This window comes from Mycobacterium sp. NPDC003449 (assembly GCF_053588415.1).
Map to the genome: position 1 here is coordinate 1 of NZ_JBSFPX010000068.1, position 23,473 is coordinate 23,473.

Genomic DNA, 23,473 nt, shown 5'->3' on the forward strand with positions numbered 1-23,473 from the left:
GCTGCACCACTACAACCACCACCGAGCCCACACTGGTATCGGCGGACTTACCCCCATCGAACGCCTACGCGTTCACAACCTGGCCGGGAATTACAGCTAGCTCAGCCCAGCACCAGACGCGCGGACGCCCGCAGCCTGCGGGCGATCTCGGGATAGGCCTCGTAGCCCATGCCCGCCCACACCAGCGTGCCCGCGTACAGCAGCTCCAGCGCCTCGATCACATCCGGCGCGACATCCGGTCCGAGCGCGGCCACCAGCCGTAGCCGGATCTCGGCACCGATGCGCTGCCGGAGCACGTCGACGTCGGGGTCCTTACCGAGCAGCGCGTTGGTCACGGCCCCCGCGAATCCGGGCTCATCGGCCACCAGCGAGGTGATGTGCTCGAGCACCTCGACCACCCGGGTCGCCGGATCGTCCGATTCATGTTCGGTGGGTGCGGCCGAGGACAACCGGCGCCAGAACACCTCGGCGACAAGATGTTCCTTGGAGGAGAAGTAGGTGTAGGCGGTCGCGGACCCGACCCCGGCCTCGGCCGCCACCCGGCGCACCGTCAGCCCGGTGAACCCCTCCCGGCTGATCAGTGCGACCGCCGCCAGGCCGAGACGTTCGACGGTATCGGCCTGCCGCGCGCTGAGGCGGCGACGAGTCGACTCCAGAGCCGGATCGGACACGTGTCCGGACGCTACTACAACTGCGGTGGGCCAGCAACGGTATGTTGTCACCCATGAGTCGCGCCGACACCGCCCTGCCGCCCCGCGCCGAGCGTCTGTTCGGCCTCGCCGAGCAGGTCATCGGCTTCATGCCGGCCGATGAGGGCCGGGCGCTCTACGACGCCGCGGTGGCCTGTCTGGCCGGCGGGGTCGGGGTGGAGATCGGCACGTACTGCGGCAAGTCGACCGTGATGCTCGGCGCCGCGGCCCAGGAGACCGGTTCGGTGCTCTACACCGTCGACCACCACCACGGCTCCGAGGAACACCAGCCGGGCTGGGAGTACCACGACACCACGCTGGTCGATCCGACGACCGGACTGTTCGACACCTTGCCCACCCTGCGCCACACCCTCGACGCGGCCGGCCTCGACGAGCATGTGGTCGCCGTGGTCGGACGGTCGCCGGTGGTGGCCGGGGCGTGGCGAACTCCCTTGCGGCTGTTGTTCATCGACGGTGGGCACACCGAGGAGGCGGCGCAGCGCGATTTCGACGGCTGGGCCCGCTGGGTCGAGGTGGGCGGCAGGCTGATCATCCACGATGTGTTCCCCGACCCCGACGACGGCGGCCAGGCGCCGTTCCACATCTACCGCCGCGCGCTGGACACCGGCGCGTTCCGGGAGGTCTCGGCGACCGGTTCGATGCGCGTGCTGGAGCGGGTATCCGGCGAACCCGGGCAGCTGGACTGACTGCCGCCGGCCTACCTGCCCGCCACACACGCGCAGTCGTACTCGCCTTCCAGCCCTCGGGGCAGGCCCACGCCACGGAAGATCCCGCTGGCCCCAGTCGTCGACGACAACGCATCGGCGGCCAGGATCATCGCGGCTCCGGTCCAGGTGGTGCGCTCCTCGGGCCACCGTTTGCCGTCCGCGAAAACCAGCCCGGTCCAATAGGATCCGTCGGCCTCACGCAGGTGGTGCATGGCGGCGAATTGTTCGTGTGCCCGCCGGGTGTCACCGATGGCGTCCAGGGCCATCACCAGCTCGCAGGTTTCGGCGCCGGTCACCCACGGCCGGTGATCGACGCACCGGATCCCCAGGCCTGCCACCACGAAATCGTCCCACCGGTCGTCGATCCTGGCCCTGGCGGCGCCGCCGCGCAACGCGCCGGCCAGTACCGGGTAGTACCACTCCATCGCATGGGTGTCCTTGGCGGAGAAGGATTCCGGATGCTCGGCGATGGCGTGCCCGAGCCGCCCGACCGCGACCTCCCACTCGGGCTGCGGATCGTCGAGATAGTCCGCGAGCGCCAGTCCGCAGCGGATGCTGTGGTAGACACTCGCACAGCCGGTCAGCAGCGCTTCCTCCACCGGGCCGGAAAGGGATCGCGCCCAGTAGATCTCACCGCTCGACGCCTGCAGTCCCAGCACGAACTCGATCGCCGCGGTGACCACGGGCCACATCGTCTCGGCGAATCCGCGGTCCCCGGTGACCAGCACGTGGTGCCACACGCCGGTGGCGATGTACGCGCAGAAGTTGCTGTCGCTGTTGGCATCTTCGACGACACCACGGCGCAGCTGGATCGGCCACGATCCGTCGGCACGCTGCACGGTGCGGCACCAGTCGAAGGCGGCCCGCGCCGGCTCGATCAACCCGGCGACGGTCAGCGCCATCGCGTTCTCGACGTGGTCCCACGGATCGGTGTGCCCGCCATCGAACCACGGCAGGGCACCGGAGGCCTCCTGGGTCGAGGCGATCGACCGGGCGGTCTGCAGGCACGCTTCGGGCGCCAGGACACCTGGCACGCCGGGGATCTCGAGGGGTCGCAACGCCCGGGCCTAGCCGTCGGCGCCGGGTTTGGTGAAATACAGCGCGACGCTCTTGCCGATCACCGGGTTCAGCAGCGACTCGGCGGTGCGGGTGAGCCAGGGCCTGCCCATCATGTCCCACACCAGCAGCTGGTGATAGGCCTTCACCGCGGGGTGATCGGTCTTCTCGGTGCCGACCAGACATTTCAGCCACCAGTACGGCGAATGCAGGGCGTGCTCGTGATGAGTATGGTCCAGCGTGAGGCCGTGCGCGAGCACCTTGTCCCGCAGTTGATCGGCCCGGTAGATCCGGATGTGGCCACCCTCGTTGGCGTGGTAGGAGTCCGACAGCAGCCAGCACACCTTCTCCGGCAGCCAGCGCGGCACCGTGATCGCCAGCGAGCCACCGGGTTTGAGAACGCGGACCAGCTCGGCGATCGCCCGGTCGTCCTCGGGGACGTGCTCGAGGATCTCCGAGGCGATCACGCAGTCGAACCTGCCGTCCTCATAGGGCAGGGCCAACGCGTCACCCTTGACCGCCTCACCCTTGGCCGAGAGCGGCACGCCACCCTCTTCGCGCATGGCCGCCAGCATGGTGTCGACATCGTTGAGATCCGATGCGTTCTGGTCGAATCCGATGACGTCCGCACCGCGGCGGTACGCCTCGAACGTGTGCCTGCCCGCACCGCAGCCGACATCGATCACCGTGGTGCCGAGGCCGACGCCGAGCCGGTCGAAATCGACGGTCAGCATGGCTTCACAGTCTTCCCCATCCGATCACGGGCCAGGTCATACACCGACACTGTCTGCGCGGCAACCGATTCCCAACTGAAGACGTCGACCGCACGTTGCCTGCCGGCCTCCCCCAGCCTGCGCCGCTCCAGCGGGGAGTCCAGCAACCCGCCCAGCACCGAGGTGAGCTCGTCGACGTCGGCCGGGCGTACCAGGCGCGCGCACCCGCCGTCCTCGCCGACCACCTCGGGCAGCGCCCCGGTCCGGCTGGCCACGATCGGGGTGCCGCTGGCCATCGCCTCCACGGCGGGCAGCGAGAACCCCTCGTACAGCGACGGGATGCAGGCCACCTCGGCCGAGGCCAGCAGGCCGGCCAGCTCACCGTCGGACAATCCACTGGAGCTGTGCACGATGTCGGAGATGCCGAGTTCGGCGATGAGTTTCTCGGTCGGGCCGTTCGGCTCCAGTTTGGACACCAGCTGCACGTCCAGGTTTCGTTCGACCCGCAGCCGCGCCACCGCGTGCAGCAGGTGGCTGACGCCCTTGAGCGGGACGTCGGCGCTGGCGATCGCGATGATCCGCCCACTCACCCGCTGGGCGGCGGGTTTGAACAGTTCGGTGTCGACACCCAGCGGGACGATGTGCAGCTGATCGGGCCGGACCCCGAAATCCTCGGCGATGTCGGTCGCCGAGGACGAGGACACCGTGAGCAGTTCGGGGAGCTGCCTGGCGACCTTCTTCTGCATCTCGGCGAAGCCGTACCACCTGCGCACCAAGGGTTTACGCCACCACTTGGCGGCCGCGACATCCAGCACCCGGTCCCGGGTGATCGGATGGTGCACGGTCGCCACCACCGGCAGGCCAAGGTCGGGAATCGTGAGCAGTGCGGTACCCAGGCTCTGGTTGTCGTGCACGACGTCGAATTCGTCGCGCCGCCCGGCCAGGATCCGGGCCACCCGCATGGTGAACGTCCTCGGCTCGGGAAAACCCGCCGTCCACATCGTCAGCAGTTCCAGTGCGTCGATCCGGTCGCGGATCTCACTCGGCCGCGGTACCCGGAACGGGTCGGGTTCGCGGTACAGATCGAGGCTGGGCACCTTGGTCAGCCGCACCCGCGGGTCGAGGCCGTCGGGATAGGGCTGGCCCGAGAACACCTCGACGTCGTGTCCGAGTTCGGCCAGTCCGCGGCTCAGATGGCGCACGTAGACGCCCTGGCCACCGCAATACGTCTTGCTCCGATACGACAGCAACGCGATACGCATATCAGTTCACCCGGCGGCTGAAATCGCGCTGAACTGGGAATACCGGCTCACGCACCGGCTCCAAATCCTCTGGACATGTGTCCAGACTATAGTTTGACCTGCTAGTCGACGCAACGCGTCCGCTAGCCCGCCGCTATTTCGTGCGGTTCCCGCAAGCACGTGCTGAGCACTCGACTAGCCAGAAATCGAGTCTGCGGTGAGGGCGCGAAACACCGAGAAAGCCCCGCCCTGAACGCAGACTCAACGCATCAGCGCTCCGGCGGGAAGCCGCCCGTGGCGACCGGGCCCCAGCGTTTCGGTGTGATGCGGATGAGGCACTTGCCCTGGTCCACCATCGCCTGCCGGTACTCGTCCCAGTCCGGGTGTTCGCCCGAGATCGCGCGGAAGTAGTCGACCAGCGGTTCCACGGCGTCCGGCAGCCCGATCACCTCACCGTCGCCGTCGACCTGCACATAGGGACCGTTGAACTCGTCGGACAGCACCGTCACGCTCACCCGCGGGGTGCGGCGGATGTTGGCCGACTTGGCCCGCTGCGGATAGCTGGCGACGACGATCCGTCCCCCGTCGTCGACCCCGCCGGTCACCGGTGAACTCTGCAGCGACCCGTCGGAGCGAAACGTGGTGAGCACCATCCGATGTCGCGGACGGACGAAATCGAGAAGCTCGTCGATACCTACCGTGTCCGCGGTCGCATATTTTCGGGCCATGCCGCCGACGATAGTCCCCGGTCACCTGGGCAGCACGAAGGCGAACGGCCGGCCAAACCCGAGCCCGGTGATCTGCGCGACGCGCACCGCGGCGATGCCGACGTCCACCACCCGTCCCGAGGACGGTTCGTAGCACGCCAGCACATCCTCGGTGTCGGTGCCGTCGACCAGGCCGACGATCAGCACCCAGTGCCTCGGTATGCCGCGCGCTCCGATCAGCATCGCGACCGGCCACCCACCCCCGACGGCGCGCACCACATCGGCCAACCCGTCCCGCGAACCACGGAAACGCCTCCAGCGGTAGCGCACTCCACGCCCGGCGGCCGCTGCGCTCAGGGCACGGGCCATCCCCGCGGGGGTGGCGCCCAGCCGTCGCGGCCATACCCGGTTGAGTTCGGCGTGGATGCGGCCCTGCTCCCCGGCGAACCATTGTTCGCCGTCCGGCCGCAGCAACCGGGCCCGGCGCCCCGGATCCAGCAGCGCGCTCGCGACGATGGCGACCGTCGGCCCGCAGGTGACCCCGTCGCGTTGCCGCAACCCCGCCAGTTTCATCGTCCGCCCACAGATCCCGACATCGGTCAACCAATTACCGCCATCGGAGATCAAATCCGCCGACCTGCTCGTTTCACCAGACATCTCGCAGCTTAGCGAACAGCAGAGGAGGAGAAGGAAAATGCATACGGCAGGTAAACGGTTCGGGGTCGCTACCGTCGCCGCGAGCGGCTTGGCGGCCGCCGTCATCGGACTCGCCGCACCCGCCCAGGCCGCACCGAGCGGTTCGGGCAACGCCCAGCAGACCATCAGGGAGTTGCAGGCGCGGGGTTACAAGGTGATCGTCAACCGGGTCGGCTCGGCGCCGCTCGAGCAGGCCTCGGTCCTCGCGGTACGTCCGGGAACCCATTACGGCCGCCCCGACACCATGGTCGCCGGTATCACCCAGCGCACGGTGTACGTCGACGTCCAGTAGGACCCACGGCAGCCCGAGCCCCCGCCCGACGGCGGGGGCTCGGTGGTTTTCCGGCAGGACCGGCGGGCGGGGCCGATAATGGACGGATGGCCGCGAAGATGGCAGACCTGCTGGCACAAGCGCTGGATTCGTTGCGATATCAGCCGACTGCCAAGCGAATTCGGGTCTGCCTCGGCGGGGAACCGGTGGCCGACACCTGCGACGCCGTCCTGGTGTGGGAGCCCCGGCGGGTCGTCCCCACCTACGCGGTGCCGCGCGACGCTTTCACCGCCCAGCTGGTCCCGGCGGGCGGGGACAGCGGCGACGACGCGATACCGGGATTCCTCGACCCGTCGGTGCCGTTCACCGAACACACCTGTCCCGGCACCGGCTTCGACGTGATCGCCGGGGACGAGACCGGGGCCGCGGCGGCCTACCAGCCCGAGGATCCGGATCTGGCCGGCTATCTGATCCTGGACTTCGCGACCTTCGAGTGGCGCGAGGAGGACGAGCACATCGTCGCCCACCCGCACGACCCGTTCCATCGCATCGATGTCCTGCGCAGCCGCCGTCACATCCGGATCGAACTCGACGGCCGCCCGCTCGCCGAATCCACCCGGTCCGCGCTGCTGTTCGAGACCTCGCTGCCGACCCGCTGCTATCTGCCCCGCGAAGACGTCACCGCGGCACTCGCCCCCAGCCCCACCGTGACCTACTGCGCCTACAAGGGCCGGGCCGCCTACTTCTCGTTGCCCGGCGGCCCGGCCGACGTGGCCTGGACCTATCACGAACCGCTGCTGGAGGCCGAGCCGGTCCGGGACCGGATCTGCTTCTACGACGAGCACGTCGACGTGATCGTCGACGGCGTCCGCCGCGAGCGCCCGGTGACGCCGTGGAGCAACCGCACGAAGCCCTGATTTCGGCTGCCCGGTTCTGGCAACATCACCAGCAACCGCATTCCCTCCGGCAAGGCAGTGGGTGGGCAGCATGACCGGTTCCTCCGATATCTCGGTGACGGCCGCGGCGGGCACCGAGGGGGGCGGCGCGGCCCTCGACCAGGTGATCGGCATGTCGGCCGCGGCTTTCGTGGTGACGGTGGTCCTGTTGTGGATCGGCTACCTGCACCGCACCCGGCGCATCACCTGGCTGAACGATTTCGCCGAGTGGCTTGGCCGCAAATTCCACCGCCCACCGTGGGTCGCCCTGCAGGTGTTCCTGTTCACCGCGACCATCATCTGCGCGCTGTTCGGGTTCATCTGGGACGTCAGCCTGCACATCGGCAAGGGACGCGACGCCGGGCCGCTGGCCAACCCCGCCCACTATTTCATCCTGATCGGGCTGTTCCTGCTGTTCATCGCCGGTTCGATGGCGATCGTGCTGCCGTACGAGAAGCCCGGTCCGGCGGCGATCCGGATCACCCGCACCTGGTACGCGCCGGTCGGCGGGGTGCTGATGGCGCTGTGCGGGCTGTATGCGCTGATCGGTTTCCCGCTCGACGACATCTGGCACCGGATCTTCGGCCAGGACGTCACCCTGTGGGGCCCAACCCATTTGATGTTGATCGGCGGGGCGGGGCTGTCGCTGATCGCGGTGCTGCTGCTGGAGCACGAGGGCCGGGTGGCGATGGGCCCCGACGTGCCCGAGGACAGCAAGTTCAACAAGTTCCTGTACTACCTGTCGTTCGGTGGCCTGTTCATCGGCCTTTCGGTGTTCCAGATCGAGTACGACTTCGGCGTGGAGCAGTTCCGCCTGGTGCTGCAGCCGATGATGATCGCGGCCGCGGCGGCGTTGGCCGCGGTCGCGGCGCGGCTGGTGCTGGGACCGGGTGCCGCGCTGATCGCCGCGGGGTTCGCGGTGGTGCTGCGTGGCGCCGTCGCGTTCGTCGTCGGCCCGGTGCTGGGAGCCCCGATCAGTTGGTTCGCCATGTATCTGGGGCCCGCCCTGGTGGTGGAGCTGCTGGCGTTGACGCCACTTGTCAAGCGGCCCATGGTCTTCGGTGCGGTCAGCGGGCTCGGCGTGGCGACCGTCGGGTTGTGGTTGGAGTCATTGTGGATCGGGGCGGTCTACCGCTACCCGTGGCCGACCGGCATGTGGGGCGAGGCCTTGGCGATGGCGATCCCGGTCGCGGTGGCGATGGGTCTGTGCGGGGCCCTGCTGGCGGTGGTCCTCACCGGCAGGCCGCTGCCCCGGCCCGCCGTCGGCATCTCGGTCGTCGTCGCCACCGTCCTGGTGATCGGCGGCGCGGTGGCCAACGGTCTGCGTACCGAGGTGCCCGAAAATGCCAGTGCCACCGTCACCTTGACCGATGTTTCGGATGCCGGCGGGCAGCGGTTGGTATCGGCCGACGTGCGGCTGACACCTGCCGGCCTGGTCGGCGACGACCCCGAATGGGTGTCGATCCTGGCCTGGCAGGGTGGGCTGGCTAACCAGCGGGGGCTCGTCGTCGACCGGTTGGCGAAAGTCGGCCAGGGCCACTACCGCTCCACCCGGCCGGTCCCGGTGTCGGGCAGCTGGAAGACGGTGCTGCGGGTGCAGGACGGCACCACCATGGCCGGGGTGCCGATCTTCCTGCCCGCCGATCCGGGCATCGGCGCTCAGGAGACCCCCGCGCAGGCGTCCGGTTCCCGCGAATTCGTCCAGGAGATCACCCTGCTGCAGCGCGAACGCAACCTGAATCACCCGACCTGGCTCTACACCGTGGCTTCGCTGGTGGTCCTGGTCTGCACCCTGGTGCTGATCGCCGGACTGACCTGGGGAGCCGGCCGGATCAACGCCCGCGAGCTGGGCGCGAGCAGCCAGGCCGGCCAACCTCGACCCGTCCAGCCCCAGGCCTGATCGGCCGGCATGCCCACCTATCACGCCGACCACACGTTGCTGCTGGCATTGCCGGCGTTCGCCCCGGCCGTCGTGGTGGTCGGCGTGGTGGTCTACATCGCCATGCGGGACCGGCGCCGGGGAGACCCGCCTCAAGGTGAGGACGAGGACGGCGCAGGCGAAGATGGTTCACCGTGACCAACCGTAGAAGCAGTTTTCCCGTCGTCCTCGCCGGCCTCGCTGCCGCACTCGCACTGGCCACCGCCGGCTGTGGAGGCGGTGAAGGCACCGACAACACCGGCACCGCCGCATCCAGCTCGGCCGCCCCGGCCAGCCCATCGGAGTCCACGGTCAGCCCGGGGGACATGACCGATCAGCAGAAGGCCCCGGACCGCCTTGTCATCGAGGTGACCGTCAAGGGCGGCCAGGTGACCCCCACCAATGAGCAGCTGCAGGCCAAGGTGAAACAACCGATCGTGGTGCGGGTCGACAGCGATGCCGCCGACGAACTGCACGTGCATTCCAATCCCGAGCACACGTTCAAGGTCGAGCCGCGCAGCGGCCAGCAGTTCCAGTTCACCGCCGACGTGCCGGGCACCGTCGACATCGAGCTCCATCAGCTGAACCGCGTCATCGCCAGCGTGCAAGTGCAGCAGTGACTTCGAACCGGACCGCGATACTGGCCCATGGCCTGGGCGGTTCGACCGATCTCCCGATTCCGTACACCTATGCGCTGATCGGCGCGGCGTGGGCGCTGACGTTCACATTCGCCGTGGTGGCGCTGGCCTGGCGGCGGCCACGCTTCGACCCGGCCAAGCCGGGCCTGCCGCTGCCCAGCGACCTCACCCGGGCCGTCGACTCCCCCGCCGTGCGGGGGATCGTCGGCCTGCTCGCACTCGCCTTCGGCGGATGGGTGGCGGTCGCGGCGTTCCTCGGGCCGCAGGATGCGAGGAACCCGCTGCCCGGTGTCTTCTACGTGCTGCTGTGGGTGGGGCTGGTCGCGCTCTCCGTCGCGGTGGGCCCGGTCTGGCGGGTCATCTCCCCGGTGCGCACCGTGTACCGGGTCCTGCCCCGCGGCCCGCGCCGGTATCCGGCCCGGCTCGGCTACTGGCCGGCCGCGGCGGGTCTGTTCGGGTTCGTCTGGCTGGAGCTGGCCAGCCCGGATCCGGGATCCCTTGCGGCCATCCGGATCTGGTTGCTGGGATATCTCGCGGTGACCTTCGCGGGCGCCCTGTGCTGCGGTGAGCGGTGGTTGTCGAACGCCGACCCGTTCGAGGTGTACAGCATGGTGGCCTCGCGGATGTCGCCGCTGCGCCGCGTGAACGGACGCATCGTCGTGGGTAACCCGTTCGACCATCTGCCGTCCCTGCCGGTGCGCCCCGGTGTCGTCGCCGTGCTCGCGGTGTTGCTGGGCTCGACGGCGTTCGACAGCTTCTCGGCGATGCCGCAATGGCGCGATTTCGTCGACGCCCATTCCACCTCCGCATTCACCGCGTCGCTGATCCGCACCGCGGGTCTGCTGGTCTTCGCCGTCACGGTGGCGGTCACCTTCTGGCTGGCCGCCCGCGCCACCGGCGGCGTCGACCGGCGGCGTCGCCGCGAGCTTCCGGGTCTGCTGGCGCACTCGCTGATCCCGATCGTCATCGGCTACGTGTTCGCCCACTACCTGTCGTATCTGGTCGAACGCGGCCAGCACACGGTGATCCTGCTGCTCGGATGGGACGGGGCGGCGCCCAACTACTTTCTGTCCCTTCACCCGTCGCTGTTGGCCAGCCTCAAGGTCGGCTTCGTGCTGGCCGGCCATGTGGCCGGGGTGCTCGCCGCGCACGACCGGGCCCTCGCGCTGCTACCCAAGCGCCACCAGCTGACCGGGCAGCTGGCGATGATGCTGGTGATGGTCGGCTACACCTTCACCGGGCTGTATCTGCTGTTCGGCGGGTAGCGACCGGTGCACAATGGGACCATGCGGGCCCTCGTCATCGTCGATGTCCAGAACGACTTCTGTGAGGGCGGCTCGCTGGAGGTGGCGGGCGGTGCCGCGGTGGCCCGCGCCGTCACCGACCTGCTGGCCGGCGAGCACGGCTACGACCATGTCGTGGCCACCAAGGATTTCCACATCGACCCCGGTGAGCACTTCTCCGAGACCCCGGACTACCGGGTGTCCTGGCCCCGGCACTGCGTCGCCGAGACTCCGGGGGCCGAGTTCCACCCGGACCTGGCGACCTCCGCGGTCGAGGCGGTGTTCAAGAAGGGCCACCACTCGGCGGCCTACAGCGGCTTCGAGGGCGCCGACGATTCCGGGGCGACGCTCGCGGACTGGCTGCGCGGCCGCGGCGTCGACACGGTCGACGTGGTGGGCATCGCGACCGACCATTGTGTGGCGGCCACGGCTCGCGATGCGGCCGGGGCCGGGTTCACCACGCGGGTGCTGACCGGTCTCACCGCAGGGGTCTCGCCGGCCACCACCGCGGCGGCGCTGGACGAAATGCGTTCTGTCGGCATCGAAATCGATTAGGTTCCGCCAGGTCAATGCCTATCGACCGGGGTTATGGCGGCGCCGGGCGCCGACTGCCCGTAAGGTCATCTTGTGCAACAACCCGCTGAACCGACGCCCGAGACCGGACACGAAGTATGGCGTGGCCGGGCCTACCCGCTCGGGGCCACCTACGACGGGTCCGGCACCAACTTCGCCCTGTTCAGCGAGGTCGCCGAGCAGGTCGAACTGTGCCTGTTCGACGAGGTGGCCGGCGACCGGGACGGCGGGACTCTGCGCGAGACCCGGATCCGGCTGCCCGAGGTGGACGGATTCGTCTGGCACGGCTTCATCCCCGGCATCGAGCCGGGTCAGCGGTACGGGTATCGCGTCCACGGCCCGTACGATCCGGCGGCCGGGCACCGGTGCAATCCGAACAAGCTGGTGCTCGACCCGTATGCGAAGGCGATCGACGGATCATTCGCCTGGGGGCAGCCGTTGTTCTCCTACAACTTCGGCGACCCGGACAGCCGAAACGATGACGATTCGGCGGCCAACATGCCCAAGGCCGTGGTGATCAACCCGTATTTCGACTGGGGCGTCGACCACCCGCCCGGACACGAGTACGCCGACACCGTGATCTATGAGGCTCACGTCAAGGGCCTGACCGAGACCCACCCCGACATCCCCGAGCAGTTCCGGGGCACCTATTCCGGGGTCGCCCACCCGGCGATCATCGAGCATCTGAAGTCGCTGGGCGTCAACGCCATCGAGCTGATGCCCGTCCATCATTTCGTCGACGATTCCACGCTGGCCGACAAGGGGCTGTCGAACTACTGGGGCTACAACACCATCGGGTTCCTCGCCCCCGATCCCCGCTACAGCTCCAGCGCCACACCGGGCGGCCACGTGCAGGAGTTCAAGGCCATGGTGCGGGAATTGCACAACGCCGGGATCGAGGTGATCCTCGACGTGGTCTACAACCACACGGCCGAGGGCAACCACATGGGCCCGACGCTGTCGATGCGCGGTATCGACAACGCCGCGTACTACCGGCTGGTCGACGACGACAAGCGCTACTACATGGACTACACCGGCACCGGCAACAGTCTCAACGTCGGCCATCCGCATTCGCTGCAGCTGATCATGGACTCGCTGCGGTACTGGGTGACCGAGATGCACGTCGACGGGTTCCGGTTCGACCTGGCCGCGACACTGGCCAGGGAGTTCTACGATGTCGACCGGCTGAGTGCGTTCTTCGAGCTCGTGCAACAGGATCCGATCGTCAGCCAAGTCAAGTTGATCGCCGAGCCGTGGGATGTCGGCCCCGGCGGTTATCAGGTCGGCAACTTCCCGCCGCAGTGGACCGAGTGGAACGGCAAGTTCCGCGACACCGTGCGCGATTACTGGCGCGGCGAGCCCGCGACCCTCGACGAGTTCGCCTCCAGGCTGACCGGCTCGGCGGACCTGTACGAGCAGACCGGGCGCCGTCCGTTCGCATCCATCAACTTCGTCACCGCGCACGACGGCTTCACCCTGCGGGACCTGGTGTCTTACAACGATAAACACAACGACGCCAACGGTGAGGACAACCGGGACGGCGAGAGCAACAACAAATCGTGGAACTGCGGTGCCGAAGGCCCCACCGATGATCAGACCGTGAACGCGCTGCGGGCCCGTCAGCAGCGCAACTTCCTGACGACTCTGCTTCTGTCCCAGGGTGTTCCGATGATCTCACACGGTGACGAGCTCGGGCGGACCCAGGGCGGCAACAACAATGTCTACTGCCAGGACACCGAGATCGCCTGGATCGACTGGGCCACAGCCGATACCGATCTCATCGAGTTCACCCGGTCGGTATCGGCGCTGCGCGCGGCCCATCCGGTGTTTCGGCGCAGGCGGTTCTTCAACGGCAGGCCGGTCCGCGAATCGGGCGCGCCGCGGCTTCCCGATATCGCCTGGTTCGCCCCCGACGGTTCGGACATGACCTCCGAGGACTGGGACACCGGCTACGCGAAGTCGTTGGCGGTGTACCTGAACGGCCACGGCATCGCCGACCCGGACATCCGCGGCCAGCAGGTCCTCGACGATTCATTCCTGTTGTGCTTCAACGCGCATTACGAGCCGATCGAGTTCGCCTTACCGCCGAAGGATTTCGGCGAGCAGTGGGTACCGGTGGTGGACACCGCGGCAAACGCAGGCACCGAGCCGATCCCTGCGGGCTCGCGCGTCAGCGTCGATGCCAGGGCCACGCTGGTATTACGGACCGAACGAAATTGACGCCTTCGTAAACGTTGCTCACCGCGTCGATATCCGCTGCCGTACCAGGAGGTATGGTACGTTTCTGAAGTAGCAGCCGTGGCCGCCTAAGCAGGTGTCGAGCTACTGCTCGGCACCACCGGCCGGGCGGGCCGGGGATGGAAGCCGAAGAGCGGCGGCAACCATCCTGCGGCCACGGCTGCGGCCTCTTCTCACGTTTCGCCCGCCCTTCCGTTCGTAAATACCTCTGTTTCAGAGGTATTGTTGGCGGGTGCGCACCCGCCCCGACCAGACGCAGCATCCGGAACTCGTCGGCGATCTGTTCAACGTCGTCGGGCGCTTCAGGAGGCAGCTGCGCCGCTCCACCGGCGGGGGTTTCGATACGGCCGGGCTGACCCAGTCCCAGGGTGAGCTGCTGCGCCTGGTGGGCCGCAGGCCCGGCATCTCGGTGCGCGAGGCCGCGGCCGAGCTCAGCCTGGTCGCCAACACGGCGTCCACCCTGGTCTCACGCCTGGTCGCCGAGGGCCTGCTGGTCAGGACCGTCGACGACACCGACCGGCGGGTGGGCCGGCTGCGGCTCACCCCGTCGGCCCAGCGCATCGCCGACGAATCCAGGGCGGCCCGCCGGGCCGCCCTCTCGACCGTCCTGACCAGGCTCGACGACACTCAGATCGATGATCTGCGCCGGGGATTGGATGCGCTCGCCGAGCTGACCCGTCTACTGCACGAGGAGGACATGTGACCACACCGGCCATCGACTGCAGGCACCTGACCCACCGCTACGGCGGATTCACCGCCGTCGACGACCTCGATCTGCAGGTCCGCCCCGGCGAGACGCTCGGCCTGCTCGGACCCAACGGCGCGGGCAAGACCACCGTGGTGCGGGTGCTCACCACCCTGACCCCGGTGCAGCACGGCGAGGTCGAGATCTTCGGGCTCGGCACCCGAAAACACACCATGGACATCCGTCACAACATCGGGTATGTGCCGCAACAGCTTTCGATCGAAGCCGCCCTCACCGGCCGCCAGAACGTCGAGCTGTTCGCGCGCCTGTACGACGTGCCTCGGGCCGAACGCCGCGAGCGGGTCAGCGCGGCCCTCGAGTCGATGCAGCTGCTCGACGTGGCCGAGGCCGTCGCGGGCACCTACTCCGGCGGTATGGTGCGCCGGCTCGAACTGGCCCAGGCGCTGGTCAACCGGCCGTTACTGCTGCTGCTGGACGAACCCACGGTCGGGCTGGATCCGATTGCGCGTGACAGTGTCTGGACCCAGGTGCGGCATATGCAGGCCGAGTTCGGGATGACGGTACTGCTCACCACGCACTACATGGCCGAGGCCGATACGTTGTGCGACCGGGTGGCGCTCATGCACCACGGCCGGTTGCAGGCCGTCGGCACGCCCGACGAACTCAAAGCGACCGTGCCCGCCCCGGACGACTCCGACGCCGCCACCCTCGAAGACGTCTTCCGTCACTACGCGGGATCCGATCTGGCCGACGAGACGGGCGCGGAGTCGGGGATCCGAGAGGTCCGCTCGAGCAGGAGGACAGCCCGCCGTGTCAGTTGACGCCACCCCGGCCCCCACCCTCGTCCTGGCCCCGCGCGGGCTGGGCCGCGTTCGCGGCCTGGCCCTGCGGGTGGTCGCGTTCGCACTCGTCGAACTCCAGAAGCTGCGCCACGACCGCACCGAACTGTTCACCCGACTGGTCCAGCCCGCGCTGTGGCTGCTGATCTTCGGCCAGACCTTCAGCCGGCTGCACGTGGTCGACACCGGCGGCGTGCCCTACCTGACGTTTCTGGCGCCGGGGATCATCGCGCAGTCCGCGCTGTTCATCTCGATCTTCTACGGCATCCAGATCATCTGGGACCGCGACGCCGGCATCCTGGCCAAGTTGATGGTCACCCCGGCGCCGGCCTCGGCACTGGTCACCGGTAAGGCGTTCGCCGCCGGGGTGCGCTCGGTGGTGCAGGTGCTCGGGGTGGTCGCGCTGGCGTATCTGATGGGAATCGCGATGACGGTCAACCCGTTGCGGATCCTGGCCGCCATGGCGGTGGTGGTGCTCGGCGCGGCGTTCTTCGCCTGTCTGTCGATGACGCTGGCCGGGCTGGTCCGCAAACGCGATCGGCTGATGGGTATCGGGCAGGCCATCACCATGCCGCTGTTCTTCGCGTCCAACTCGCTCTATCCGGTCGACATCATGCCCGGCTGGCTGCGCTGGCTGTCGACGGTCAACCCGCTCAGCTACGAGGTGAACGCACTGCGGGGCCTGCTCATCGGCACCCCGACCAACTGGGCACTCGACATCGCGGTGCTGATCGTGGCCGCGGTGCTCGGCGTCGCCGCCGCATCGACCCTGCTGCGCCGCCTGGTCCGTTAACTCCGCCGGGGCCACCTTGGCACCGCGAGCGACCGTGTCTGTACGCCGACCCGCCGTGAATGCTGTACCTGCAGGGTCGCTCGCGGTGCTACCTCGGGCGGACCGTCACGCGGCCCAACCAACCGGTGGTTTAGTGTGCAGGCAGGTCCACCGAGCAGGGAGACGATCATGCAGCTTGCGCTCACACCGGAGGAAACGGCCTTCCGTGACGAACTCCGAACCTTCTACACCACCGAGATCCCGGCGGAGATCCGCGAACGGAACCGATTGGGGTTGCCGCTCGGCAAGGACGCCATCGTCACCGCGCACAAGATCCTGCACGAGCATGGGCTGGCCGTGCCGAACTGGCCGGTCGAGTGGGGCGGTAAGGACTGGACCCCCAACCAGCACCAGATCTGGCTCGACGAGATGCAGCTGGCCTGCGTCCCCGAACCGCTGACCTTCAACGCCAGGATGGTCGGCCCGGTGATCGCGGAGTTCGGCTCCCAGGAGATCAAGGAACGTTTCCTGCCGCCGACGGCCGCGCTGGACATCTGGTGGTGCCAGGGCTTTTCCGAACCCGAGGCGGGCTCGGACCTGGCCTCGCTGCGCACCACCGCGATCCGCGACGGGGACAGCTACGTGGTCAACGGCCAGAAGACCTGGACCACGCTGGGCCAGCACGCCGACTGGATCTTCTGCCTGGTCCGCACCGACCCGCAGGCGCCCAAGCGGCAGGCGGGCATCTCGTTCCTGTTGATGGATATGAACACCCCCGGCATCACGCTGCGCCCGATCAAGTTGATCGACGGTAGCTTCGAGGTCAACGAGGTGTTCTTCGAGGATGTCCGGGTCCCCGCCGATCAACTTGTCGGCGAGGAGAACCAGGGCTGGACGTATGCGAAGTTCCTGCTGGGCAACGAGCGCACCGGGATCGCCCAGGTGGCCCGGACGAAGGTCCGGCTCGCCGATGTCAAACAGCGGGCCAAGGCATCGGGGCTGCTGTCGGATCCGCTGTTCGCCGCGCGGCTCGCCGAGGCCGAGAATGACGTGCTGGCACTGGAGCTCACCCAGATGCGGGTGACCTCGGAGTCCGCCGACGGTAAGCCGAGCCCGGCGTCGTCGGTGCTGAAGCTCCGGGGCAGCCAGCTGCAGCAGACCGCCACCGAGCTTCTGGTCGAGGTGGCCGGTGCCGATGCGCTGCCGTACGAGGCAGGCGAGGCCATCGCCTCCCCCGAATGGGCCCAGCAGGCCGCACCGCACTATCTGAACTACCGCAAGACCTCGATCTACGGCGGAAGCAACGAGGTACAGCGCACCATCATCGCGTCCACCATTCTCGGATTGTGAGTTGACTCATGGACTTTCAGCTAACCGACGAACAGACCCTGCTGGCCGACACCACCCGCGATGTGCTGTCGGACTACGACACCGAGAAGCGCAACAAGGTGATCGAGTCCGATCCGGGCTACAGCGCCGAGGTATGGAAACAGCTCGCCGAGATCGGGGTGCTCGGCCTCGGCTTCGAAGAGGACGCGGGCGGCCAGCTTGAGATCATGGTGGTGCTCAACGAACTCGGGCGCAGCCTGGCGCCCGAACCGGTGCTGCACGGCGCGCTGGTGCCCGGCTCGATCATCGCCGAGATCGGCACCGACGCGCAGCGCGGGCTGCTCGACGAGGTCGCCGCGGGGCAGCGGATGCTGGCATTCGCCCATGCCAATGCGCGCGGCGTGGAGCCCGCCACGGCTGTGCGCCAGGGTGATTCGTGGACGGTCACCGGCACCAAGAACCCGGTGCTGGCCAGCGACACCGCGCACACCCTGATCGTCAGCGCGGCCCTACCCGACGGCGGCACCGGCCTGTTCCTGGTCGACGCCGCGGCGGCCGAGCGTCGGGCCTACCGCACCTTCGACGGTCAGCGCGGCGCGCAGATCGGGCTGGACGGCGCCCCCGCCGAACCGCTCGGCTCGGCGACCGACGCCACCGAGGCGATCGCCCGCGCCCTGGTCCGCACCTCGGCCGGGCTGTGCGCCGAGGCGGTGGGCGCGATGGCCGAATCGCTGCGGCTGACCACCGATTATCTCAAGGCGCGCAAGCAGTTCGGCGTCACGCTGAGCAAGTTCCAGACGTTGACCCAGCGGGCCGCCGATATGTACATGTCGCTCGAACTGGCCCGCAGCATGGGTCAGTACGCGTCGATGTCGATCTCCGACGGTGAGTTCGATCCGGTGATCGCGGCGCGGGCCAAACTGCAGATCGGCCGCTCGGGCCGGCACATCTCGCAGGAGTCGATCCAGCTGCACGGCGGCATCGGCGTCACCGCGGAGTACCCGGTCGGGCATTATGCGGCGCGGCTCACCGCGATCGAGCACACGCTCGGGTCGTCGGCGGATCAGCTGCGCACCCTGATCGGTCAGCTGGACGGCTACGAGATCGTCACGCTGTAGCGCCCACCCACTTTTCTCCGCCGAGCAGACACTCCGGTACCCGGGAAAGCGCGTTCCCGGGTACCCCCGCGTCTGCTCGCGGGAGAAAACTCGCGGGAGGAAAGGGGCCCCGGCGCATCACACCCTGGCGCCGGCGCCGGTCCAGCGGCCGCGGGTGCTGTCCGGCCGGTGCGCGTGGCCGGGATGCCCCGGCGGGCCCGCGGGCCGCGGCCTGCGGACCGGCAGGCGTTCGGTATCGGGTTCCGGTGCGGGCAGGTGTTCGCGGGGGCGGCGTTCGATGCCCGTGCTCAGCCTGCCGAGGTAACCGACCAGCGCGGCCACGTCGCCGTCCTCCCACCCGGCGACCGCCCGGCCGAGGCCGTGCACTTTGCGGGCGCGCTGGCGGGCCAGCCGGTCCCGCCCCATCGGGGTCAGCGAAAACCGGGTCGCCTCACCAGGTCTGACATCCGCCCGGACCAGCCCGTCACGCACCAGCACCGACACCCGCCGGCCCGCGTCGGCCGGCTGGGCGCCGAGTGCGTGCGCCAGGGAGTCCAGCGATACCGCGCCCTCCGCCTGGATCCGGCTCATCACCAGATAACCGGCCCGGTCCAGCCAACGGCCCCCGGCCACCGTCCCGCCGTCCACCTGCACACCGAGCGCGGAATGCTGGCCAAGGCTGGTCAGTGCGGCCTCCAGATCGTGAATCCGGCGGTCCGGCAGCGCAGTCGGCGCGTCAGGCCCGGCCGGGCGCGGGGCCGCCGCCGGGCCGGCCACCCTGGGGATCGCCAATGCGATGAGCACGGCGCCCACGGCGGCGAGCGCGGCGATCAGCAGCGCGGTGCGGAATCCGCTCATCGAGGGCAGCGCGTGCCCGGCCACGGTGACGGTCATCTGCGCCAGGACCGCACTCATCACCGCGCTCGAGGTCGACGTTCCGAGCGAGCGGGCCAGGGTGTTGATGCCGTTGGCCGACGCGGTCTCCGACACCGGCACGGCCGCGTTGATCAGTGCGGGCAGGGCGGCGAAGGCGAATCCCACCCCGACGTTGACGATCAGGCTGAACACCAGCACCCCGGCCGGGCTGCCGAGCAGCTGGGTGCCCAGCAGGTATCCGGCGGCGATGACGACGCTGCCGGCGATCAGCGCGAATTTCGGTCCGCGCGCGGCGATGACCCTGGCGGCCACCGGAGCGGCGACCATCATGGCCAGGCCACCCGGCGCCATCCACAGACCGGCGGCGATCATGCTCTGGCCCAGCCCGTGGCCCGCGGGCAGCTGCAGCAGCTGCGGTCCGATCAGGCTCATCGCGAACATGCCGAAGCCCACCGCGATCGAGGCCAGGTTGGTCATCAGCACGGGGCGCTTGAGCGTGGTCCGCATGTCCACGATCGGCGACGGCGCCCGGTACTGCCACCAGCCGAACACCGCGAACGTGGCGATCGCGGCGCCGAACATGCCGAGCGTCATCGGACTGGCCCAACCCCAGGCCGCGCCCTTGGAGATCGGCAGCAGCAACAGCACCAGGCCCGCGGCGAGCGCGAGCGCGCCGAGCGGGTCGAACCGGTCCTTGGACACCGGGGCGATGTCGGGCACCAGCAGCGCGAACAACACGGCCGACATCAACCCGAGGGCGGCCGCGCACCAGAACAGCGCATGCCAGTTGAGGTGTTCGGCGATCACCGCGGACAGCGGCAGCCCCAGGGCGCCACCGACACCCAGCGACGCACTCATCAGGCCCATCGCGCTGCCGACCCGCTCGGCCGGAAGCGCGGCCCGCAACACGCTGATGCCCAGCGGGATGACCGGGGCACCGAACCCCTGTAGTCCGCGCCCGATGATCAGCGGGATCAGCGAACTGGTAACGGCCGCGACCACCGATCCCGTGACGAGCATGGCCGCGCACAGCACCAGGATCCGCTTCGGCCCGTACATATCGCCGAGCCTGCCCAGCACCGGCGTGGCGATCGCACCGGTCAGCAGCGTCGCGGTGATCGCCCACGAGGCGTTGGCCGGGCTGGTGCCGAGCAGGTCCGGCAGCTGCGGCACCAGCGGGATCACCAATGTCTGCATGAGCGACACGCTGATTCCCGCCGCCGCGAGCACCGCGATCAGCGGCCCACCGTTGGCCGCCCGGCCGGAGTGAATCTTAGGCATACTAAAGGACTATATTTGATTAGAGTGCCTATGCAAAATTCTCAGCTCAGCAGACGGGCCACCGACCCCAGCGGAATGGGTAGCCAGCCGGGCCGGTGCCGCGCCTCGTAGGCCGCCTCGTAGACCGCCTTGTCCAACTCGTAGGCCGCCAGCAGTCCGGCCCGCCCACGCGGATCGGTACCGGCCACCGCGGCGTATCCGTCGCAGAATGCGGCGCTGTTGCGCTCCACCCATTCCCTGGCAGCCGGCTGCCCGGCCTGGTCCGCCCCGTCGGCGCCCCGATCCACCAGGCCTTGATATGCCGCGTATTCATAGGACCGCAGAACGCCCGCGACATCGCGGACCGGCGAATCGGGGCGCCTGCGCTCGGCGAGCGGCTGGCCCGGCTCGCCCTCGAAGTCGATCAGCAGCCAGCGCTGCGGGGTGCGCAGCACCTGGCCGAGATGCAGATCGCCGTGCACGCGCTGCACCATGACCGGCTCGCCGGCCAGCTCCCGATAGCGCTGCTCGATCGACCGGACATGCGGCCGCAGTTCGGGTACCGTCCGCGCCGCGCCGGCCAGCCGCCGCAGCATCGCCTCGGCCGGAAACAGCACGGACTCACTGCCCAGCTCGCGCGCCAGACACAGGTGCACCGAGGCCACCGCCTGACCCAACCGGTAGGACTCGGCCGCGAAGTCCTCGCCGGTTCCGCCGGCGAGCAACCCACGGGTGCTCGCGGTCGCCATATCCCAGCCCTCGGCCGAGTCCGCGGCGAACTCGGTGACCATGCCCAAGGCGAACGTTTCGCCGTGCCAATCGGTTTCGATCGATCCGAGCAGCCGGGCCACATGCGGATTGCCTGCCCTAGCCAGGACTCGGTTGAGTTCGATGTCCGGGTTGAGCCCGGGGGTGATCCGGCGAAACACCTTGAGCATGGCCTCGGCACCGAAGACCACGCTGGTGTTGCTCTGCTCGGCGCCCGATATCCGGGGCTCGGCCCGCAGCGGCAGTTCGGCGCCGGGTTCGCGGGTGAACCGCACCGGGCCCGCCGTCGCCGACCCGTCGACCAACGACAGCAGGTAGCCCGCGGCGTCCGGGTCGTAGAGGGCGTCGTAGGCACCGCTGGGCCCGCCGCTGCCCCCACCGCTGCCCCCACCGCTGGACCCGATCGTCGCGATCGCGCCATACCCGTCGCCCGGTGCGCCGCCGCGCCCCACGATCACCTGATAGCGCTCGGAGCTGCCGTCGCCGTAGGCGACGTCGAGCAACACCAACTCGAGTCCGTCGCGCAGCGTCACCACCAGTCCGGGGGTGGCCGAGCGCAGTTCATGGTTGCGGCCGGCATACCAGCGTTGCCGGGGCAGCCACTCGCCGAGCGCGATGGCCATCTGGGTGTGCTCCATCAGTGTTAGAACGTACCCACTCCGGCCCGATGAGACACCCGCCGGGCGAACCGATCCGGTAGCAACGCGCCGCACCGGACCGAATGGATTTGCGGAAAAACTAACGGTTGAATAAGAGCGCACGACGGGTTAGGTTCTCCCCGATTTGATCTTGTCGCCGGCCGCGAGCCGGCGATCGAAAACAACATTCGACGAGGGATGGCCTGTGGCTGATTCGGCGCCTAATGATGGGGAAGCACCAGTAATCGTCGGCCTGTCCGATGCGGCGATGCATATGTACACCGCCGCCATCGACGCACTACCACCGGTTGGGGATTCGGCGTTCCCGGAGCGGGCCGCGGTGGTGTTCAGCGGTCTGCGCAAACTGCAGACCTCGCTGTCGGAGGCGGCGGGCCGCAGCCGGGTCACACCGTCGGTGATCGTGGCGCTCAGCGGCGTCCGCGGCCGCTACGACGAGCTGATGGTGACGGCCGCCGAGGGGCCGGGCGCGACGCTGGGCCAGCGGCTCTACGTCGCCCGTCAGCGCGCCAAGCTGTCGACCACCGAGGCCGCCAACGGCATCGGCGTGCGCCAGGATCTCATCGAGGCGGTGGAGGCCGAGGAGCACGTGACCGGGGACGAGTCCGCGCAGATCAAGGAGCTCATCGCCGCGCTCGGCGGCTGAGCACCCGCGGGGCGGGCCGTAAGGTCTCCGGTGTGACCCTTCGCGATCATGGCGACCCCGGCGACGCCCCGTCGGCCCCGCCTCCGCTGACCACGGTCGCCGAGGCGGGCAGACCGTCGGCGGCCGAGGAAGCCCGCACCATCGCCGCATCGACCAATTCCGGCACACTGGCGACACTGGCCGCCGACGGCGGCCCGTGGGCCTCGTTCGTCACCTACGGCCTGCTCGGCGGATCCCCCGTGCTGTGCGTGTCGAATCTCGCCGAGCACGGACGCAACCTGGCCGGTGATCCCCGCGCCAGCATCGCCGTCGTGGCCCCGAACGCCGAGTCGGATCCGCTGGCCGGCAGCCGGGTCACCCTCGCCGGGGTGGCCGAGCGCCCAACCGGCGACGAGCTGGCGGCGGCCCGCGACGCGCACGTCGCGGCGGTCGCATCGGCCAGGTACTACATCGACTTCAGCGATTTCTCGGTGTGGGTGCTGCGCGTGCAGCGGGTGCGGTGGGTCGGCGGCTACGGCCGGATGGATTCCGCGACCGGCGAGGCCTACGCCCGCGCCGAACCGGATCCGGTGACGCCGAACGCTGCAGGGGCGATCGCACACCTCAACGCCGACCACGCCGCGTCGCTGACCGCCATGGCCCGAACCCTCGGCGGCTACCCGGACACCACCGCGGCCGTGTGCACCGGCGCCGACCGCTACGGACTGGACCTGCGGGTAGACACCGATCGCGGGGTGGCCTACACCAGGGTCGGTTACGCCGCGCCGATCGGCTCGTTCGGCGAGCTGCGCGCGGCCACAGTCGAATTGGCCCGCCGCGCGCAAACCTGACCGGGGCC

At 69.1% G+C, this 23,473-nt stretch carries 24 protein-coding genes and 1 pseudogene; 17 read left to right on the forward strand and 8 right to left on the reverse strand.

What is annotated here, in order from left to right; genetic code table 11:
- A pseudogene (locus tag ACWDTP_RS18280) lies at positions 1-100 on the forward strand (IS481 family transposase); the annotation flags it as partial.
- A gap of 1 nt (position 101) precedes the next feature.
- Here ACWDTP_RS18280 and ACWDTP_RS18285 read toward each other — a convergent pair.
- A complete protein-coding gene (locus ACWDTP_RS18285) occupies positions 102-671 on the reverse strand; it encodes a TetR/AcrR family transcriptional regulator (protein ID WP_450022213.1) in 570 nt (189 codons plus the stop codon).
- Between the two features lie 53 nt (positions 672-724).
- Here ACWDTP_RS18285 and ACWDTP_RS18290 point away from each other — a divergent pair, with 53 nt between their 5' ends.
- The gene (locus ACWDTP_RS18290; protein WP_450022215.1) at positions 725-1,396 is read left to right on the forward strand and encodes a class I SAM-dependent methyltransferase; all 672 of its coding nucleotides are present in this window, start codon (positions 725-727) and stop codon (positions 1,394-1,396) included.
- Positions 1,397-1,407: 11 nt separating this feature from the next.
- On the opposite strand, the gene ACWDTP_RS18295 is transcribed toward ACWDTP_RS18290, so the two are convergent.
- From ACWDTP_RS18295 to ACWDTP_RS18315, 5 genes are all read right to left on the reverse strand, one after another.
- On the reverse strand, positions 1,408-2,451 hold the full coding sequence (locus tag ACWDTP_RS18295; RefSeq protein WP_450022217.1) for a prenyltransferase: 1,044 nt from the start codon (positions 2,449-2,451) through the stop codon (positions 1,408-1,410).
- Between the two features lie 33 nt (positions 2,452-2,484).
- On the reverse strand, positions 2,485-3,207 hold the full coding sequence (locus ACWDTP_RS18300; protein WP_450022219.1) for a class I SAM-dependent methyltransferase: 723 nt from the start codon (positions 3,205-3,207) through the stop codon (positions 2,485-2,487).
- Positions 3,201-4,448, reverse strand: a complete 1,248-nt coding sequence (locus ACWDTP_RS18305; protein WP_450022221.1) for a glycosyltransferase family 4 protein — start codon at positions 4,446-4,448, stop codon at positions 3,201-3,203. The genes ACWDTP_RS18300 and ACWDTP_RS18305 overlap by 7 nt, the downstream gene beginning before the upstream one ends.
- A 248-nt stretch (positions 4,449-4,696) precedes the next feature.
- Positions 4,697-5,155 carry a PPOX class F420-dependent oxidoreductase gene (locus ACWDTP_RS18310; protein WP_450022223.1) on the reverse strand — a complete coding sequence of 153 codons (459 nt, stop codon included), beginning with the start codon at positions 5,153-5,155 and terminating at the stop codon, positions 4,697-4,699.
- A 21-nt stretch (positions 5,156-5,176) separates the two neighbouring features.
- The gene (locus ACWDTP_RS18315) at positions 5,177-5,707 is read right to left on the reverse strand and encodes a hypothetical protein (RefSeq protein WP_450022270.1); all 531 of its coding nucleotides are present in this window, start codon (positions 5,705-5,707) and stop codon (positions 5,177-5,179) included.
- Between the two features lie 121 nt (positions 5,708-5,828).
- Here ACWDTP_RS18315 and ACWDTP_RS18320 point away from each other — a divergent pair, with 121 nt between their 5' ends.
- The 13 genes from ACWDTP_RS18320 to ACWDTP_RS18380 all read left to right on the forward strand — a co-directional run bounded on the left by ACWDTP_RS18320 (position 5,829) and on the right by ACWDTP_RS18380 (position 18,450).
- Positions 5,829-6,122 (forward strand): hypothetical protein, encoded by a 294-nt coding sequence (locus ACWDTP_RS18320; RefSeq protein WP_450022225.1) that lies wholly within the window; start codon positions 5,829-5,831, stop codon positions 6,120-6,122.
- Between the two features lie 86 nt (positions 6,123-6,208).
- Positions 6,209-7,018: a DUF427 domain-containing protein gene (locus ACWDTP_RS18325; protein ID WP_450022227.1), complete on the forward strand. Its 810-nt coding sequence runs from the start codon at positions 6,209-6,211 to the stop codon at positions 7,016-7,018.
- Between the two features lie 70 nt (positions 7,019-7,088).
- The gene (locus ACWDTP_RS18330; protein WP_450022229.1) at positions 7,089-8,936 is read left to right on the forward strand and encodes a hypothetical protein; all 1,848 of its coding nucleotides are present in this window, start codon (positions 7,089-7,091) and stop codon (positions 8,934-8,936) included.
- A 9-nt stretch (positions 8,937-8,945) separates the two neighbouring features.
- Positions 8,946-9,113, forward strand: a complete 168-nt coding sequence (locus tag ACWDTP_RS18335; RefSeq protein ID WP_450022231.1) for a hypothetical protein — start codon at positions 8,946-8,948, stop codon at positions 9,111-9,113.
- Positions 9,110-9,574 (forward strand): hypothetical protein, encoded by a 465-nt coding sequence (locus ACWDTP_RS18340; protein WP_450022233.1) that lies wholly within the window; start codon positions 9,110-9,112, stop codon positions 9,572-9,574. Before ACWDTP_RS18335 ends, ACWDTP_RS18340 begins: the two co-directional genes overlap by 4 nt.
- Complete coding sequence (locus ACWDTP_RS18345; protein WP_450022235.1) at positions 9,571-10,857, forward strand: hypothetical protein; 1,287 nt, start codon at positions 9,571-9,573, stop codon at positions 10,855-10,857. The genes ACWDTP_RS18340 and ACWDTP_RS18345 overlap by 4 nt, the downstream gene beginning before the upstream one ends.
- A gap of 21 nt (positions 10,858-10,878) precedes the next feature.
- The gene (locus ACWDTP_RS18350; protein WP_450022237.1) at positions 10,879-11,430 is read left to right on the forward strand and encodes an isochorismatase family protein; all 552 of its coding nucleotides are present in this window, start codon (positions 10,879-10,881) and stop codon (positions 11,428-11,430) included.
- A gap of 72 nt (positions 11,431-11,502) precedes the next feature.
- Positions 11,503-13,668: a glycogen debranching protein GlgX gene (gene glgX, locus ACWDTP_RS18355; protein WP_450022239.1), complete on the forward strand. Its 2,166-nt coding sequence runs from the start codon at positions 11,503-11,505 to the stop codon at positions 13,666-13,668.
- 250 nt (positions 13,669-13,918) lie between these two features.
- The gene (locus tag ACWDTP_RS18360) at positions 13,919-14,389 is read left to right on the forward strand and encodes a MarR family winged helix-turn-helix transcriptional regulator (protein ID WP_450022241.1); all 471 of its coding nucleotides are present in this window, start codon (positions 13,919-13,921) and stop codon (positions 14,387-14,389) included.
- Positions 14,386-15,213 carry an ATP-binding cassette domain-containing protein gene (locus tag ACWDTP_RS18365; protein ID WP_450022243.1) on the forward strand — a complete coding sequence of 276 codons (828 nt, stop codon included), beginning with the start codon at positions 14,386-14,388 and terminating at the stop codon, positions 15,211-15,213. The genes ACWDTP_RS18360 and ACWDTP_RS18365 overlap by 4 nt, the downstream gene beginning before the upstream one ends.
- Positions 15,203-16,024, forward strand: coding sequence for an ABC transporter permease (locus ACWDTP_RS18370; RefSeq protein ID WP_450022245.1), 822 nt, complete (start codon positions 15,203-15,205; stop codon positions 16,022-16,024). Before ACWDTP_RS18365 ends, ACWDTP_RS18370 begins: the two co-directional genes overlap by 11 nt.
- A gap of 168 nt (positions 16,025-16,192) precedes the next feature.
- On the forward strand, positions 16,193-17,353 hold the full coding sequence (locus ACWDTP_RS18375; protein WP_450022247.1) for an acyl-CoA dehydrogenase family protein: 1,161 nt from the start codon (positions 16,193-16,195) through the stop codon (positions 17,351-17,353).
- A gap of 8 nt (positions 17,354-17,361) precedes the next feature.
- Complete coding sequence (locus ACWDTP_RS18380; RefSeq protein WP_450022249.1) at positions 17,362-18,450, forward strand: acyl-CoA dehydrogenase family protein; 1,089 nt, start codon at positions 17,362-17,364, stop codon at positions 18,448-18,450.
- Between the two features lie 117 nt (positions 18,451-18,567).
- Here ACWDTP_RS18380 and ACWDTP_RS18385 read toward each other — a convergent pair whose 3' ends face one another.
- Positions 18,568-20,586: an MFS transporter gene (locus tag ACWDTP_RS18385; protein ID WP_450022251.1), complete on the reverse strand. Its 2,019-nt coding sequence runs from the start codon at positions 20,584-20,586 to the stop codon at positions 18,568-18,570.
- A 41-nt stretch (positions 20,587-20,627) separates the two neighbouring features.
- The gene (locus ACWDTP_RS18390) at positions 20,628-21,956 is read right to left on the reverse strand and encodes a maltokinase N-terminal cap-like domain-containing protein (protein ID WP_450022272.1); all 1,329 of its coding nucleotides are present in this window, start codon (positions 21,954-21,956) and stop codon (positions 20,628-20,630) included.
- Between the two features lie 289 nt (positions 21,957-22,245).
- On the opposite strand from ACWDTP_RS18390, the gene ACWDTP_RS18395 reads away from it, so the two are divergent.
- Positions 22,246-22,635 (forward strand): hypothetical protein, encoded by a 390-nt coding sequence (locus tag ACWDTP_RS18395; RefSeq protein ID WP_450022274.1) that lies wholly within the window; start codon positions 22,246-22,248, stop codon positions 22,633-22,635.
- A gap of 32 nt (positions 22,636-22,667) precedes the next feature.
- Entirely contained in the window at positions 22,668-23,465 is a 798-nt protein-coding gene (locus tag ACWDTP_RS18400) for a HugZ family pyridoxamine 5'-phosphate oxidase (protein WP_450022253.1), read from the forward strand.
- Positions 23,466-23,473: the final 8 nt, after the last annotated feature.

Excerpts from the sequence above, each read along its gene's own strand:
- ACWDTP_RS18390 (WP_450022272.1), bottom strand. The coding sequence starts at position 21,956 with ATGGCCATCGCGCTCGGCGAGTGGCTGCCCCGGCAACGCTGGTATGCC.
- ACWDTP_RS18310 (WP_450022223.1), bottom strand. The coding sequence starts at position 5,155 with ATGGCCCGAAAATATGCGACCGCGGACACGGTAGGTATCGACGAGCTT.
- ACWDTP_RS18320 (WP_450022225.1), top strand. The coding sequence starts at position 5,829 with ATGCATACGGCAGGTAAACGGTTCGGGGTCGCTACCGTCGCCGCGAGC.
- ACWDTP_RS18325 (WP_450022227.1), top strand. The coding sequence starts at position 6,209 with ATGGCCGCGAAGATGGCAGACCTGCTGGCACAAGCGCTGGATTCGTTG.
- ACWDTP_RS18305 (WP_450022221.1), bottom strand. The coding sequence starts at position 4,448 with ATGCGTATCGCGTTGCTGTCGTATCGGAGCAAGACGTATTGCGGTGGC.
- ACWDTP_RS18315 (WP_450022270.1), bottom strand. The coding sequence starts at position 5,707 with ATGAAACTGGCGGGGTTGCGGCAACGCGACGGGGTCACCTGCGGGCCG.
- ACWDTP_RS18350 (WP_450022237.1), top strand. The coding sequence starts at position 10,879 with ATGCGGGCCCTCGTCATCGTCGATGTCCAGAACGACTTCTGTGAGGGC.
- ACWDTP_RS18330 (WP_450022229.1), top strand. The coding sequence starts at position 7,089 with ATGACCGGTTCCTCCGATATCTCGGTGACGGCCGCGGCGGGCACCGAG.
- ACWDTP_RS18375 (WP_450022247.1), top strand. The coding sequence starts at position 16,193 with ATGCAGCTTGCGCTCACACCGGAGGAAACGGCCTTCCGTGACGAACTC.
- ACWDTP_RS18385 (WP_450022251.1), bottom strand. The coding sequence starts at position 20,586 with ATGCCTAAGATTCACTCCGGCCGGGCGGCCAACGGTGGGCCGCTGATC.
- ACWDTP_RS18335 (WP_450022231.1), top strand. The coding sequence starts at position 8,946 with ATGCCCACCTATCACGCCGACCACACGTTGCTGCTGGCATTGCCGGCG.
- ACWDTP_RS18300 (WP_450022219.1), bottom strand. The coding sequence starts at position 3,207 with ATGCTGACCGTCGATTTCGACCGGCTCGGCGTCGGCCTCGGCACCACG.
- ACWDTP_RS18380 (WP_450022249.1), top strand. The coding sequence starts at position 17,362 with ATGGACTTTCAGCTAACCGACGAACAGACCCTGCTGGCCGACACCACC.
- ACWDTP_RS18290 (WP_450022215.1), top strand. The coding sequence starts at position 725 with ATGAGTCGCGCCGACACCGCCCTGCCGCCCCGCGCCGAGCGTCTGTTC.
- ACWDTP_RS18395 (WP_450022274.1), top strand. The coding sequence starts at position 22,246 with ATGTACACCGCCGCCATCGACGCACTACCACCGGTTGGGGATTCGGCG.